General features: G+C 71.3%; 11 protein-coding genes, 1 pseudogene and 1 riboswitch. Of the genes and pseudogenes, 8 read left to right on the forward strand and 4 right to left on the reverse strand.

Annotation, left to right across the window (positions count from 1 at the left end; translation table 11 throughout):
- Nucleotides 1-341 precede the first annotated feature (341 nt).
- From OG730_RS34150 to OG730_RS34170, 5 genes and pseudogenes are all read left to right on the forward strand, one after another.
- Nucleotides 342-881: an FHA domain-containing protein gene (locus OG730_RS34150; RefSeq protein WP_274547808.1), complete on the forward strand. Its 540-nt coding sequence runs from the start codon at nt 342-344 to the stop codon at nt 879-881.
- A gap of 19 nt (nt 882-900) precedes the next feature.
- Nucleotides 901-1,674: a transcriptional regulator FtsR gene (ftsR, locus tag OG730_RS34155; protein ID WP_327307840.1), complete on the forward strand. Its 774-nt coding sequence runs from the start codon at nt 901-903 to the stop codon at nt 1,672-1,674.
- A 107-nt stretch (nt 1,675-1,781) separates the two neighbouring features.
- Nucleotides 1,782-2,255 carry a bifunctional nuclease family protein gene (locus OG730_RS34160; protein WP_327307841.1) on the forward strand — a complete coding sequence of 158 codons (474 nt, stop codon included), beginning with the start codon at nt 1,782-1,784 and terminating at the stop codon, nt 2,253-2,255.
- Between the two features lie 348 nt (nt 2,256-2,603).
- Nucleotides 2,604-3,101: pseudogene (locus OG730_RS34165) on the forward strand (MerR family transcriptional regulator); the annotation flags it as partial.
- An 89-nt stretch (nt 3,102-3,190) separates the two neighbouring features.
- Nucleotides 3,191-4,924 (forward strand): DNA polymerase IV, encoded by a 1,734-nt coding sequence (locus OG730_RS34170; RefSeq protein WP_327307843.1) that lies wholly within the window; start codon nt 3,191-3,193, stop codon nt 4,922-4,924.
- A 256-nt stretch (nt 4,925-5,180) separates the two neighbouring features.
- On the opposite strand, the gene OG730_RS34175 is transcribed toward OG730_RS34170, so the two are convergent.
- A complete protein-coding gene (locus OG730_RS34175) occupies nt 5,181-5,546 on the reverse strand; it encodes a PRC-barrel domain-containing protein (RefSeq protein ID WP_327307844.1) in 366 nt (121 codons plus the stop codon).
- Between the two features lie 120 nt (nt 5,547-5,666).
- Nucleotides 5,667-5,765, forward strand: a riboswitch (glycine riboswitch).
- 199 nt (nt 5,766-5,964) lie between these two features.
- Between OG730_RS34175 and gcvP the strand changes: the two genes are divergently transcribed.
- The gene (gene gcvP, locus OG730_RS34180) at nt 5,965-8,850 is read left to right on the forward strand and encodes an aminomethyl-transferring glycine dehydrogenase (RefSeq protein WP_327307845.1); all 2,886 of its coding nucleotides are present in this window, start codon (nt 5,965-5,967) and stop codon (nt 8,848-8,850) included.
- An 83-nt stretch (nt 8,851-8,933) separates the two neighbouring features.
- Here the strand turns inward: gcvP and OG730_RS34185 are convergent, their stop codons facing one another.
- Together OG730_RS34185 and OG730_RS34190 are read right to left on the reverse strand one after the other, a co-directional pair.
- Nucleotides 8,934-9,140 carry a DUF5999 family protein gene (locus OG730_RS34185; protein ID WP_327307846.1) on the reverse strand — a complete coding sequence of 69 codons (207 nt, stop codon included), beginning with the start codon at nt 9,138-9,140 and terminating at the stop codon, nt 8,934-8,936.
- 272 nt (nt 9,141-9,412) lie between these two features.
- Nucleotides 9,413-10,033, reverse strand: a complete 621-nt coding sequence (locus tag OG730_RS34190; protein ID WP_274547803.1) for a hypothetical protein — start codon at nt 10,031-10,033, stop codon at nt 9,413-9,415.
- A 512-nt stretch (nt 10,034-10,545) separates the two neighbouring features.
- On the opposite strand from OG730_RS34190, the gene OG730_RS34195 reads away from it, so the two are divergent.
- Both OG730_RS34195 and OG730_RS34200 read left to right on the forward strand, forming a co-directional pair.
- Entirely contained in the window at nt 10,546-12,060 is a 1,515-nt protein-coding gene (locus tag OG730_RS34195; protein ID WP_327307847.1) for a glutamate-cysteine ligase family protein, read from the forward strand.
- Between the two features lie 161 nt (nt 12,061-12,221).
- Complete coding sequence (locus OG730_RS34200) at nt 12,222-13,025, forward strand: CPBP family intramembrane glutamic endopeptidase (RefSeq protein ID WP_327307848.1); 804 nt, start codon at nt 12,222-12,224, stop codon at nt 13,023-13,025.
- 21 nt (nt 13,026-13,046) lie between these two features.
- Here the strand turns inward: OG730_RS34200 and OG730_RS34205 are convergent, their stop codons facing one another.
- Entirely contained in the window at nt 13,047-13,871 is an 825-nt protein-coding gene (locus OG730_RS34205) for a PhzF family phenazine biosynthesis protein (RefSeq protein WP_327307849.1), read from the reverse strand.
- Nucleotides 13,872-13,941: the final 70 nt, after the last annotated feature.

Here is a 13,941-nt window from a genome sequence, read left to right on the forward strand (position 1 = left end):
TCGTCCTGCCCCACGGGCGGGTCTGTTTCGGTCAAGGGGAATCGCCCGTGAAGTTGTTTGAGAAGTTGTTCGGCAAGAAGAACCGCGAGGAAAGCGGTGCGGCCAGGCACCGTGCGGGGCACGGAGACGTGGAAGGGCAGGGCGACCGGCCGCTCTTCCGCGACGAGGTCGCCGGAGCGGGTGACATTTCGGGCGCGCACGGCGCGTCGACTGTTGACCCTGCCGGTACCGGACGCATAGGTTTCGGTGAACCATCAACCTCAAGTACGGGTGGAGGGTTTGCCCCCGACCCGTATGCCACCAATGCCTCCGCGGGGCAGCCGCGGCGCGAGGAGCCGTCCATGTCGGCCGAGCAGATTTGCAGCAGGTGCGGGCACCGCAGCGATGCGGCGAGCCGGTTCTGCTCCAACTGCGGGGCGCCGCTGCGGGCGGGTCTGACGCCGGAGCGTGCCTCGGAGACCACGTCCACCATCTCGATCTCGGGCCTGGAGGCCTACGAGGCCGAGGTGTCGGGACAGACGCACGTGTCGTCCTCGCTGTCCCCCGAGGCCCAGGCCGCGGTGGAAGCGCTGCCGCCGGGTTCCGCTCTGCTGATCGTGCGGCGGGGCCCGAACTCCGGCAGCCGGTTCCTCTTGGACGGTGAGCTGACGACCGCCGGCCGGCACCCGCAGAGCGACATCTTCCTGGACGACGTCACCGTCTCCCGGCGCCATGTCGAGTTCCGCAGGAGCCACGACGGTTTCACCGTCTCCGACGTCGGCAGCCTCAACGGCACGTACGTGAACCGTGAACCGATCGACTCCGTCGCCCTGCACAACGGCGACGAGGTGCAGATCGGCAAGTACCGGCTGGTCTTCTACGCGAGCCTGCGGGGGCACTGACCCTTCAAGGGAAGGTCCCATGCTGCGTATCCCGGCAGGCGGTGCCGCCAAGAGCGGCGCCGCCACCGCGGCCTCCTCGGGCGTGCGGCTGGTGAGCATCGGAACGGTGCTCACGATGCTGCGCGACGAGTTCCCCGACGTCACGATCTCGAAGATCCGTTTCCTGGAGGCGGAGGGGCTCGTCGAGCCCCGGCGCACACCTTCCGGATATCGCAAGTTCAGCACCGACGACGTGGAGCGCCTCGCCCACGTCCTGCGGCTCCAGCGCGACCACTACCTTCCGTTGAAGGTCATCCGCGAGCAGCTCGACGCGCTCGCGCGGGGTGAGCAGATCCGTATCCCGTCGCCCACGGCGCACGGGGAGTCCGTGGACCCCGCGAGCCCCGTCGCCCTCTACGGCGAGGTGGGCCGCGAGCGGCCGACCGTGGCCCGGGTGGGCCGGGCCGAGCTGATGGCCGCCGCCGAGGTGGACGAGGTCCAGCTCGTGGAGTGGGAGTCGTACGGGCTCATCGCGGAGGCCCCCGGCGGTGGTTTCGACGCCGAGGCGGTCACGGTGGCCCGTCTGGTGGCCGATCTCGGCCGATTCGGTCTGGAGCCGCGTCACCTGCGCGCGATGAAGGCCGCCGCCGACCGGGAGGCCGGTCTGGTGGAGCAGGTCGTCTCGCCGCTGCGCCGGCACCGCAATCCGCAGACCAGGGCCCATGCGGAGGCCACCCTGAAGGAGCTCGCGGGGCTCTCCGTACGGCTGCACGAGGCCCTCGTACAAACTGCTCTCGGGGTCCGGCTGCGCTGATTCCGAGGGGTTTTCGGGCCGACTTCGGCCGACTTCGGAGGGGCTTCGGGGCAGGCTTGGGGGAGCCCGACTACCCAAACCTGCCGGGCAGGTCCTAGGGTTGCTGTGTGAACGAGCTCGACGTTGTGGGTGTCCGGGTGGAAATGCCCTCGAACCAACCGATCGTGCTCCTGCGTGAAGTGGGAGGCGACCGGTACCTCCCCATCTGGATCGGACCAGGGGAGGCGACCGCCATTGCCTTCGCGCAGCAGGGCATGGCCCCTGCCCGGCCGCTGACACACGACCTGTTCAAGGACGTGCTGGAGGCGATCGGCGAGGAGCTCACCCAAGTCCGGATCACGGATCTGCGGGAGGGCGTTTTCTACGCGGAGCTCGTCTTCGCCAGCGGGGTCGAGGTGAGCGCGCGGCCTTCCGATGCCATAGCGCTCGCCCTGCGGACCGGGACGCCGATCTTCGGCAGCGACGGCGTGCTCGACGACGCCGGCATCGCGATCCCGGACGAGCAGGAGGACGAGGTGGAGAAGTTCCGCGAGTTCCTCGACCAGATCTCGCCAGAGGACTTCGGCACCGGCCCGCAGTGAGGCGCGGGTCGCGCCGTCCTCCCGGATATTTCAGCCCATTCGAGTAGCCTTTCCCCGCAATGGGGTACGGGAAACCACTCTCAGGGTGATTATCACTCGGCGTGCCGAGTGTGGCGATCGTTGACGCACCCCTGGTGACTGCCTACCTTCGAGGTGGCAGGTCAAGGACGGAGGGTCGGCGTGAGAGTCACGGGCGACGGTATGACCGGGGGCATCCCCGCACGGAGTGACGGTGGGCCGTACCCGCTGCACGGTGGTGCGGTGAACTCCGCGCGCCGTCAGCCGGAGCCCGCGCCGATCGGTTCGGTGGGGCCGGTGGGGTCAGTGGAGTCGGTGGGTGGCGAGACCGCACCGGAGCAGGTCGGATACCGGGGGCCGACGGCGTGTGCCGCGGCCGGCATCACGTACCGGCAGCTCGACTACTGGGCGCGCACCGGGCTGGTGGAGCCCACGGTGCGGCCCGCGTACGGGTCGGGGACGCAGCGCCTCTACAGCTTCCGGGACGTGGTCGTCCTCAAGATCGTGAAGCGCTTCCTGGACACCGGGGTGGCGCTGCAGAACATCCGCACCGCCGTGCAGCACCTGCGCGACCGGGGTTTCTCGGACCTGGAGCGGATGACGCTGATGAGCGACGGCGCCACCGTGTACGAGTGCACCTCGCCGGATCAGGTGGTCAGCCTGCTCCAGGGCGGCCAGGGAGTCTTCGGGATCGCCGTGGGCGTGGTCTGGCGCGATGTCGAGAACGCCCTGTCCCAGCTGCACGGGGAGCGCGTGGACACCGGCGAGACCGTGGTCGGGCACAACCCGGCCGATGAGCTGGCAGCCCGGAGGAACCGGGCCGTCTGAGACGGACGACGTCGGTGACGGGCGGGCCGTACGGCTCGCCCGTTCCGCGGTCGGGCCGATTGTCAGTGGCGTAGGGCAGCATCGGAGCCGTGAGATCCGCGCCGACCATCCTGCACCTGGACATGGACGCCTTCTACGCCTCCGTGGAGCAGGCGTCGAAGCCGAGCCTGCGCGGCAAGGCAGTCATCGTCGGCGGACTCGGGCCGCGCGGGGTCGTCGCCACCGCCTCCTACGAGGCCAGGCGCTTCGGGGTGCATTCGGCCATGCCGATGGCCCAGGCGCGGCGGCTCTGCCCGAACGGCGCGTGCCTCGTTCCGCGCTTCAGCCTGTACCGCGAGGTCAGCGACACGGTCATGGCGATGCTCCGGGAGCTGTCGCCCCTCGTGGAGCCGCTGAGCCTGGACGAGGCCTTCGTGGACCTGGAGGCGGGCGGCGTCGCCTTCGACGCGGAGGCCGCGCGGGCCGTGGGCGAGCGGCTGAGGGCTGATATCGCCGCCGTGACCGGGCTGAGCGGGTCGGTGGGGCTCGCGGGGTCCAAGATGCTGGCGAAGGTCGCCTCCGAGGAGGCCAAGCCGGCCGGGCTGCTGCTGATCGAGGTCGGCACGGAGCGGGCGCACCTCGCACCGATGTCGGTACGGACCCTGCCCGGGGTGGGGCCGGCCACGGGGGAGCACCTGCGGCGGGCCGGGATCACCACCGTGGGGGAGCTCGCCGAGGCCGGTGAGGACGAACTGGTCCGGATGGTGGGGCGCTCGCACGGGGTCGGGCTGTACCGGATGGCGCGGGGCGTGGACGAGCGGCCGGTGGTCGCCGAGCGCGACGCCAAATCCGTCTCGGTGGAGGACACCTTCGACGTGGACCTGCACGACCGGGTGCGGATCAGGGGCGAGGTGCAGCGGCTCGCGGAGCGGTGCGTGGAGCGGCTGCGGGCGTCGGGGCACTCGGGGCGGACCATCGTGCTCAAGGTGCGGCGGTACGACTTCTCCACGCTGACGCGCTCGGAGACCCTGCGGGGGCCCACGGACGACCCCGCGGTGGTGCGGGAGGCCGCCGGGCGGCTGCTGGAGGCGGTGGACACCACGGGTGGGGTGCGGCTGCTGGGTGTGGGGGTGACGGGGCTGGCGGACTACACGCAGGAGGACCTGTTCGCCTTCGCCGACGCGATGGCTGCGCGAGCCGGGGCGGGTGGGTCGGGTGTGGACCCGTGGCGGGGGCACGCCGATGGGGCTGCGCCCTCGGGCGGGGGGCCGGATGCAGGCACCGACGGGGATCAGGCGGCTGCTGTTCCGGGCCGGGCCACGAGCGAGGGCGCGGGCGCGGGCGAGGGCGCGGGCGACGGGCCGGATGAGGCTGTCCCTCGGGGGCAGGGCGCCGAGCAGGGACCGGTCGATGCTGGCGGGGACGGACCTGGTGGCGCGTCCGTGCCGGGCGCCGGGCCGGTTCGGGCTGTCCCGCACAGCGAGGCCCCCGGGGAGGGGCAGGAGGCCGGGCCCGAGCAGGGTGTCGGGCCGGGGCAGGGCGAATCCGCCGGGCGGGGGCAGGGCGGCGAACCTGAGGCGGGGGTGGCGTCGGGCGCCGAAGGGGTCGTGGAGCGGCGGTGGGCGGCCGGGAGTGATGTGCGGCATGCGGTGTACGGGCCGGGGTGGGTGCAGGGCAGCGGGGTCGGGCGGGTGACCGTGCGGTTCGAGCAGCCCGGATCCCAGCCGGGGCGGGTCCGCACCTTCCTGGTGGATGATCCCGAGCTGGAGGCGTCCGATCCGATGCCGCTGGTCGGGGACCGGGTCTTGGAGGTCGGGGGCCCGACGGCTGTTGAGCGGGCCTGAGAGGGCGTGGCCGTGCCTGACCCGCGGGCACGGGAGCTGTTCGCTGCTCGGGCGGGCGTGCCTGTTGCGGTGCCCGCCAGTAGGCGCTCATGCTGCCGGCAGGTGCCTGCTGTGGGGCGGGTGCGGGTGCGGGGGAGGCGGGAGGGGGTGGGCCCTGCGGGGGCTGTCCCCTACCCTCCCCTTCCACCGTTCCCCGGGGCTCCGCCCCGGGCCCCGCTCCTCAAACGCCGGAGGGGCTGGATTTGGCCGCCCCCGGTCAGGGGGTGTCGGGGGAGGTGTGGCCGAAGTCGTGGGTGAAGTCTGAGGGGAGGGCCAGGTCCAGGCCGTAGTGGTGGTAGAGCTGGAGCTCCTGTTCGGGGGAGAGGTGGCGGCCCACGCCGAAGTCGGGGGCGTCTCGGATGAGGGAGCGTTCGAAGGGAACGCGCAGGGTGTCGCCCACCATCTCGCTGGGCTCCAGCGGGACGAAGGCGTCCCGGCTGAAGAGGCCGGTGCGTACGGCGGCCCATTCGGGGACGCCCGTGGCGTCGTCGAGGTAGACCTCGTCGACGGTGCCGATCTTGGTGCCATTGCGGTCGAACGCCTTGCGGCCGATCAGGCTGCGGGGATCGATGTCGGTCTGCACGGTCCGGTCCCTCCATCTGGGCGCGACTCCTCCGTAATGACTACAAAAGTGCATTTCCGGAGAGGGGGCCACTCGAAGGGAGGCGTCCACATCCTCGCTGGTAGGCTGGGTGGCGGCTGTTGACCCTGTGCGGGAGAGTCCTCCGAGTGAGTGAGACGGAGGCGCCGAAGGAGCAAATCCTCCCCGGAATCTCTCAGGCATACGTACCGCACGTGGTGAGGCCACTCTGGAAAGCAGGTTGCGGGTACCGGGCGCGCAGTGCCGGTCCCTCTCCTCACCGACGGTGAAAGCCGGACCCCGTGGGCGATCCCCGCGTGGCCCGGTGAAGCTCTCAGGTTGTGATGACAGAGGGGGAGGCCGTCCGGGTGCCCGCGCCGTGGTGCCCCTCGCAGGTCGTACGACCAGGAGGCCTCCGTACATGACCGCCAACCGCATTCCGCTCTCCCAGCTGGAGCGAGGCATCCCCTTCGAGCAGCGCCACATCGGCCCGGATGCCGAGGCGCAGGCGAAGATGCTCGCCCAGGTGGGCTACGGCTCGCTGGACGAGCTCACCGCAGCCGCGGTGCCGGATGTGATCAAGACCACCGCCGCGCTGAACCTGCCCGAGGCGCGGACCGAGGCCGAGGTGCTCGCCGAGCTGCGTGAGCTCGCCGACCGCAACCAGGTTCTGTCCTCGATGATCGGCCTGGGTTACTACGGCACCTTCACGCCGCCGGTGATCCTGCGCAACGTCATGGAGAACCCGGCCTGGTACACGGCGTACACGCCGTACCAGCCGGAGATCTCGCAGGGCCGCCTCGAAGCCCTGCTGAACTTCCAGACCGTCGTCGCCGAGCTGACCGGCCTGCCGACCTCCGGCGCCTCCCTGCTCGACGAGGGCACGGCGGCCGCCGAGGCCATGACCCTGGCCCGCCGCGTGGGCAAGGCCAAGGGCAACGTCTTCCTCATCGACGCCGACGCGCTGCCGCAGACCATCGCGGTGATCCAGACCCGTGCCGAGCCGATCGGCATCGAGGTCGTCGTCGCCGACCTGAGCGCGGGGATTCCGGCCGAGATCGTCGAGCGCGGCGTCTACGGCGTGCTGCTCCAGTACCCGGGTGCCTCCGGCGCCGTGCGGGAGATCAAGCCGGTCATCGAGCAGGCGCACGGGCTCGGCGCCATCGTCGCCGTCTCCGCCGACCTGCTCGCCCTGACGCTGCTGACCTCCCCGGGCGAGCTGGGCGCCGACATCGCCGTCGGCACCACCCAGCGTTTCGGCGTCCCGATGGGCTTCGGCGGACCGCACGCCGGCTACATGGCCGTCCAGGCCAAGCACGCCCGCTCGCTGCCCGGCCGCCTCGTCGGCGTCTCCGTGGACGCGGACGGCAACAAGGCCTACCGCCTGGCGCTGCAGACCCGTGAGCAGCACATCCGCCGCGAGAAGGCCACCAGCAACATCTGCACCGCGCAGGTGCTCCTCGCCGTCATGGCCGGCATGTACGCCGTCTACCACGGCCCGGACGGGCTGCGGACGATCGCCCGCCGCACCCACCGCTACGCCGCCCTGCTCGCCGCCGGTCTGACGGCCGGCGGGGTCGAGCTGGTGCACGGCTCGTACTTCGACACCCTCACCGTGCGGGTTCCGGGCCGGGCCGCCGAGGTCGTGGCCGCCGCCCGCGAGGGTGGCGTCAACCTCTTCCAGGTCGATGCCGACCTCGTCTCCATGGCCTGTGACGAGACGACCCTGCGCGCCGACGTCGAGGCCGTCTGGGCCGCCTTCGGCGTCACGGCCGACATCGAGGCGCTCGACGGGAGCGCCGCCGACGCGCTTCCCGAGGGGCTGCTGCGCTCGGACGCGTACCTGACCCACCCGGTCTTCCACCAGCACCGCTCCGAGACCGCGATGCTGCGCTACCTGCGCAAGCTCTCGGACAAGGACTACGCGCTGGACCGCGGCATGATCCCGCTGGGCTCTTGCACCATGAAGCTCAACGCGACCACCGAGATGGAGTCGGTCACCTGGCCCGAATTCGGCCAGTTGCACCCGTTCGCCCCGGTCGAGCAGGCCGAGGGGTACCTCACGCTCATCACTGAGCTGGAGGAACGTCTCTGCGAGGTCACCGGCTACGACAAGGTCTCCATTCAGCCGAACGCCGGCTCCCAGGGTGAGCTCGCCGGCCTGCTGGCCGTCCGCGCCTACCACCGGGCGAACGGCAACGAGCAGCGCACCGTCTGTCTCATCCCGTCCTCCGCGCACGGCACCAACGCCGCGAGCGCCGTGATGGCCGGCATGAAGGTGGTCGTCGTCAAGACCGCCGACGACGGCGAGGTGGACGCGGACGACCTGCGCGCCAAGATCGAGCAGTACCGCGACGAGCTCGCCGTACTGATGATCACGTACCCCTCCACGCACGGTGTGTTCGAGGAGCACGTCGCCGACATCTGCGCCCAGGTGCACGACGCCGGCGGCCAGGTCTACGTGGACGGCGCCAACCTCAACGCCCTGGTGGGCCTGGCCAAGCCGGGTCACTTCGGCGGCGACGTCTCGCACCTGAACCTGCACAAGACCTTCTGCATCCCGCACGGCGGCGGCGGCCCGGGCGTGGGCCCGGTCGGTGTCCGGGCGCATTTGGCCCCGTACCTGCCCAACCACCCGCTCCAGCCGACCGCCGGTCCGGAGACGGGCGTCGGCCCGATCTCGGCCGCTCCGTGGGGCTCGGCGGGCATCCTGCCGATCTCCTGGTCGTACGTGCGCCTGATGGGCGGCGAGGGCCTCAAGCGCGCCACCCAGGTTGCGGTGCTCGGCGCCAACTACATCGCCAAGCGCCTCGAGCCGCACTACCCGGTGCTCTACACCGGCCCGGGCAACCTGGTCGCGCACGAGTGCATCATCGACATGCGCCCGCTGTCGAAGGCGACCGGCGTGAGCATCGACGACATCGCCAAGCGCCTGATCGACTACGGGTTCCACGCGCCGACCATGTCCTTCCCGGTCGCCGGGACGCTCATGATCGAGCCGACGGAGTCCGAGGACCTGGCCGAGATCGACCGCTTCTGCGACGCGATGATCGCCATCCGCGCCGAGATCGAGCGGGTCGCGGGCGGCGAGTGGCCGGTGGACGACAACCCGCTGGCCAACTCCCCGCACACGGCTGCGGCGCTGGGCGGCGAGTGGAACCACCCGTACACCCGCGACGAGGCCGTCTTCCCGGGCGGGGTGTCGGCCGCGGAGAAGTACTGGCCGCCGGTGCGCCGCATCGACGGTGCCTTCGGCGACCGGAACCTGGTGTGCTCCTGCCCGCCGCTGGACGAGTACGACAACTGATGCCTCAACTGGCGCGGTGACATGACGAAGGGGCCGGTCCGGGAGTTTCCTCCTGGGCCGGCCCCTTTCGTTTCCGTCGTCGGCTAGGCCGCCTTCATCACCTGCGTCGCCGCGAGCGGGCGGTTCGGGGCGATGATCTGGCCGTCCGGCAGCAGCTCACCGGTGTCCTCGAACAGCAGGACGCCGTTGCACAGCAGGCTCCAGCCCTGTTCCGGGTGAACGGCCACGGGGTGCGCGGCCTCCCTGTCGGCGGAGTCGGCGGTCGGGCATGCTGGCTTGTGCTGGCACATGGATGCGTTCTTTCGCTGCGGTGTGGTCTGTGTGCTGCGGCTCGATGCGTTGTTCATGGCCGCCCCCCGTATCAACGACGACTTGGCTCGGTCAGAGTCCCCAGTGTTCCCCCACGGCACGGTGTCCGGAGGGATTTCCCGGCAGCTGTCCTCATAGATTGATGACGCATCACCCGTGCGGGCGGTTCAGGTCAACTCCCCTGTCATTTCGGATGGTTCACGGGGGGCCCGAGTGGGCTAGGCCGAATGGGCAGAACCGGCCAGGGGCCGGGTCAGGCGGCCGGTGCGGCCATGGACGGCGGTACCGGAGGGGCCGTCGGCGTGAGCCTGTGGGTCAGTACGGGCAGCAGTTCGGACACGGGGTGCGGGCGGTAGGCGGCGATGCCGGGTGGGGCCGGCGCCAGCGGGACCAGGAGGTCGGCGGCGGCCGGCAGGCCGGCGGAGGCGTCGGCGCCCACCGATCCGTGCAGCCACAGGGTCAGCATGTACAGCTCCGGTACGGACAGCAGGCGGGGCTGGTAGTTCTTGCCGAGCGATTCGGCCTGGCGCAGCGCGCGTTCGGTGGCGGCGACGTAGGGGCCCTCGAAGAAGTGGGAGAAGACCCACCCGTCCGGTGTCAGCCGGGTGTCGGCCGCGGCGACGTAGCGGTCCCCGCTGCGGATCAGGAACCGCCAGCCCGTCAGCCGGGTACGCGGCGGCCTGCCGCCTGCGGTCAGCCCGGAGATGTGCAGCCGGTCCAGGACGTGGACGGGCAAAGGCAGTTCGGCGGTCATCGGGCCCTGCAGGGCGCGCAGGGCCGGGGTGTGCGCCTCGTGGACGGCTGTGGGGGAACCGAGGGCCGCGAGGACACTGCGCAGGGCGGGCGCGGGAGCCGGAGGGACGTGCAGCGGCATGGTGGGTCGCCTCTCGCTAGGGAGACCTGTGGAACGGGGCGGGTGCGGGGTGTGGACGGCGCTGTCGCATTCTGGGGTCAGAGGGGGGCTGAGGGGCAATGGCCGCGCGCCAACTCTCTGCCTCGCATGCGGAGTTTATCTGACATGTGTTCACGCAGTGTTTCGGCTAGCTGTCCCGCCTATTGCCGACAAGGCGCTTACCGGTCCCGCTGACGTGGCATTCATGCCGGGTGCGCGCAAAAATTCCGCGCTGACCTCGGAGGTTACCGGATGAGGGCTCGGCTGAAAAGCGTCGGTTATCGATAACCGGCAAGTTCTACGCTGTATTTGCGTACGAGTGCTTGCCAGGTGAATGTGCCAAAGCGCCTGTCGGCCAAACCGGCGCGCGCTCCCCGCCAGTCACGCCCCCTCCGCGTTATCGATCACGCCGCCGGGGCATCATCGACCGTAACGCGCGCCCGGGTGGCGGATCATTCGACGCCGGCCGGGCCCAGTCGAGGAGGGACGCTCCGATGGGGGAGAAGGTCGTGGCGGGCGGATTCGACCTGTCCGATCGGCAACGGTACCGGAGGAAGCTTCACGAGTGCCTGGAGGTACTGGAGCGACTTCTGGAGGAGAAGAGGTTCGATCGCCCCAAGAACATGATGGGGCTGGAGATCGAGTTGAATCTGGCGGGTGCCGACGGGTTGCCGAGAATGGTGAATGCCCAGGTCCTTGAGCGTATTGCGAGCAACGATTTCCAGACCGAACTGGGAATGTTCAACCTGGAGGTGAACGTCCTTCCCCACCGGCTCGGCGGCCGGGTATTCGACCAGCTCGCCGAAGAACTGAGTGCGGGTCTCGGCTATGCCCACCGGCAGGCTCAGGAGGTCGGCGCCGGGGTGGTCATGATCGGAATTCTGCCGACGATCTCCCGCACCGACCTGGTCACCGCCAACCTCTCGGCGGTGGACCGCTACTCCCTGCTCAACGAGCAGATCCTGATGATGCGGGGCGAGGACTTCGTGCTCGACATCGACGGGGTCGAGCGGCTGACGTGGACCTCCGGGTCGATCGTGCCGGAGGCCGCCTGCACCTCCGTACAACTGCACCTGCAGGTGACTCCCGCGCGGTTCGCGGACGTGTGGAACGCGGCGCAGGCGGTGGCGGCCGTACAGATAGCCGTGGGCGCCAACTCGCCCTTCCTGTTCGGGCGGGAGCTGTGGCGGGAGTCGCGGCCGCCGCTCTTCCAGCAGGCCACCGACACCCGGCCGCCCGAGCTCCAGGCGCAGGGGGTGCGGCCGCGCACCTGGTTCGGCGAGCGCTGGGTGGACTCGGCGTACGAGCTCTTCGCCGAGAACGTCCGCTACTTCCCGGCCCTGCTGCCGATCTGCGACGAGGAGGAGCCGCTGCGGGTGCTCGCCGAGGGCGGGGTGCCGAGCCTGCAGGAGCTGGTGCTGCACAACGGCACCGTCTACCGCTGGAACCGCCCCGTCTACGGGGTCGCCGACGGGGTGCCGCACCTGCGCGTGGAGAACCGCGTGCTGCCCGCCGGTCCGACGGTGGCCGACGTCGTCGCCAACGCGGCCTTCTACTACGGGCTGGTACGGACCCTCGCGGACGAGCAGCGCCCGGTGTGGAGCCGGCTGCCCTTCGCGGAGGCGGAGGCCAATTTCGACGCGGCCTGCCGTTACGGCATCGACGCCCGGCTGCGCTGGCCGCGCCGGGGCCGGGGCGGGGGGCTGGCGAGCGTGCCCGCGGTCCGGCTGGTGCTGGAGGAGCTGCTGCCGATGGCGGCCGCCGGACTGGACGCGTGGGGCATCGAGCCCGCCGACCGGGACCACTACCTCGGCATCATCGAGGAGCGGTGCCGGCGCCGGGTGAACGGCGCCACCTGGCAGGTGGACACGTACCACCGGGCGCTGGCGGGCGGGCTGGAGCGGGACGCGGCGCTGGCGGCGACCACGCGCCGGTACAGCGAGCTGAGTCACCGGGGCGATCCCGTGCACACCTGGCCGGCGGGGCTGGGGGGTGGGCCCACGGCCTGACCGCCAGCCGGGCCGCCAGCCGGCCCGGCCTTCGACGGCCGGTTCCGGGGCCCGTCCGGTCCCGCCCGATGATCCGATCGCCCCGTGGAGGAGGCAGTATGGGGTCATCGGGGCGGGACGCCCCGCGAGACGTCGCAGCGGGTGCGGGACGGGAGACGGGCGTGCGGACGGTGCCGGAACCGGTGGTCGGGGAGCTCGAAGAGGGCCCTGGCGGGCGCGGGACGCTGCGCTCCGAGACGCTGCTCGTGCTCGCGCTGTCCCTGGGCGCGAGCGGCGTCTCGGCGCTGATCAGCTTCATCGGTTCGCTGACCAAGCCCGGCGGGCTCAAGGACCAGGCCGCCACGCTCAACGGCTCGTACGCCCCCGGCCGGCCCTGGCTGGACCTGGCCTGGCAGCTGTTCGGCATCGCGAGCGCACTCGTCCCCGTCCTGCTCGTCGCGCACCTGCTGACCCGTGAGGGAGCGCCCGGACTGAAGGTGCTGGGCTTCGACCGGACCCGGCCCTGGTGGGACCTGGGCCGCGGCGCGCTCGTCGCCGCCTGCATCGGCAGCGCGGGACTGGCCTTCTACCTGGGGTCCCGGGCGGCCGGCTTCAACCTCACGGTGGTGCCGGAGGCGCTGCCCGAGGTGTGGTGGAAGTTCCCCGTGCTGATCCTCTCCGCGGTGCAGAACTCCGTGGTGGAGGAGGTCATCGTGCTGGCCTACCTGCTGCGCAGGCTCGGGCAGCTCGGCTGGTCGCCGATGGCCGCGCTGATGGCCAGCTCCGTGCTGCGCGGCTCGTACCACCTCTACCAGGGCATCGGCGGGTTCATCGGGAACATGGTGATGGGCGTCGTCTTCGTCCTCGCCTACCGGCGCTGGGGCAGGGTGGGTCCGCTGGTCGTCGCGCACGCGCTGCTCGACATCGTGGCCTTCGGCGGGTACGCCCTGCTGGCGGGCAAGGTGGGCTGGCTGCCCACCCCGTAGGCCGGTGAAGGGCCCGCCCGCTCACGGTGCGGTGAGCAGCTCGCCGTCGACGACCGTGACCGCGCGTCCGATCAGCAGCGTACGGTCGCCCAGCAGCCGGACCCGGACGAGGCCGGTGCGGGCTCCGCCCTGGAGGCCGACGAGCTCCGTGCGGCCGAGGCGCCGCGCCCAGAAGGGGGCCAGTGCGGTGTGGGCGCTGCCGGTGACCGGGTCCTCGTCGATGCCGAGCACGGGGAAGAAGCCGCGCGAGACGAAGTCGTAGCCGCGGGAGGGGTCCTCGGCCGGCGCGGTCACGATGATGCCGCGCCGGGAGTAGCCGCGCAGTGCGGCGTGGTCCGGCGTGAGCTCCCGTACGGTCCGCTCGTCGGCCAGCTCCACCACGAGGTCCCCGATGTGCTCGGACGTGTCGTGGACCGACTTGGACGTGGCGCCCAGCGCGCGCTCCATGGCGGTGTCCGGTTCGACCTCGGTCAGGGAGGAGGTCGGGAAGTCCATGACCAGGGTCCCGTCCCCGGCGGCCGTGACCGTCAGGATCCCGCAGCGCGCCGAGAAGCGGACCGTCCCCGTCGCGAGGCCGTTCGTGGCCAGGACGTGGGCGGTGGCCAGCGTGGCGTGGCCGCACATGTCGACCTCGGCGGCCGGGGTGAACCAGCGCAGCGCCCAGTCGGCCTCGCCGCCCGGCGGGAGCGGATGGGCGAAGGCGGTCTCGGAGAGGTTGACCTCGGCGGCGACCTGCTGGAGCCAGGCATCCGGGGGGAACCCGCCGTCGCTCTCGAGGAGCAGGACCCCGGCGGGGTTGCCGCCGAAGGGGCGGTCGGAGAAGGCGTCGACGATTCGGATGCGCATGTCACCGACCGTAGGGACGCGGTGGATCCACCCGCAAAGGCCAATTCGGGATGACTGGACTGGTCACCAG

Origin of the sequence: Streptomyces sp. NBC_01298 (genome assembly GCF_035978755.1) — a bacterium.
Lineage (GTDB): Bacteria > Actinomycetota > Actinomycetes > Streptomycetales > Streptomycetaceae > Streptomyces.

Bases quoted from the DNA above. Each gene is read 5' to 3' on its own strand.
- OG730_RS34150 (WP_274547808.1), top strand. From the start codon at position 342: ATGTCGGCCGAGCAGATTTGCAGCAGGTGCGGGCACCGCAGCGATGCG.
- ftsR (WP_327307840.1), top strand. From the start codon at position 901: ATGCTGCGTATCCCGGCAGGCGGTGCCGCCAAGAGCGGCGCCGCCACC.
- gcvP (WP_327307845.1), top strand. From the start codon at position 5,965: ATGACCGCCAACCGCATTCCGCTCTCCCAGCTGGAGCGAGGCATCCCC.
- OG730_RS34185 (WP_327307846.1), bottom strand. From the start codon at position 9,140: ATGTGCCAGCACAAGCCAGCATGCCCGACCGCCGACTCCGCCGACAGG.
- OG730_RS34190 (WP_274547803.1), bottom strand. From the start codon at position 10,033: ATGCCGCTGCACGTCCCTCCGGCTCCCGCGCCCGCCCTGCGCAGTGTC.
- OG730_RS34195 (WP_327307847.1), top strand. From the start codon at position 10,546: ATGGGGGAGAAGGTCGTGGCGGGCGGATTCGACCTGTCCGATCGGCAA.
- OG730_RS34205 (WP_327307849.1), bottom strand. From the start codon at position 13,871: ATGCGCATCCGAATCGTCGACGCCTTCTCCGACCGCCCCTTCGGCGGC.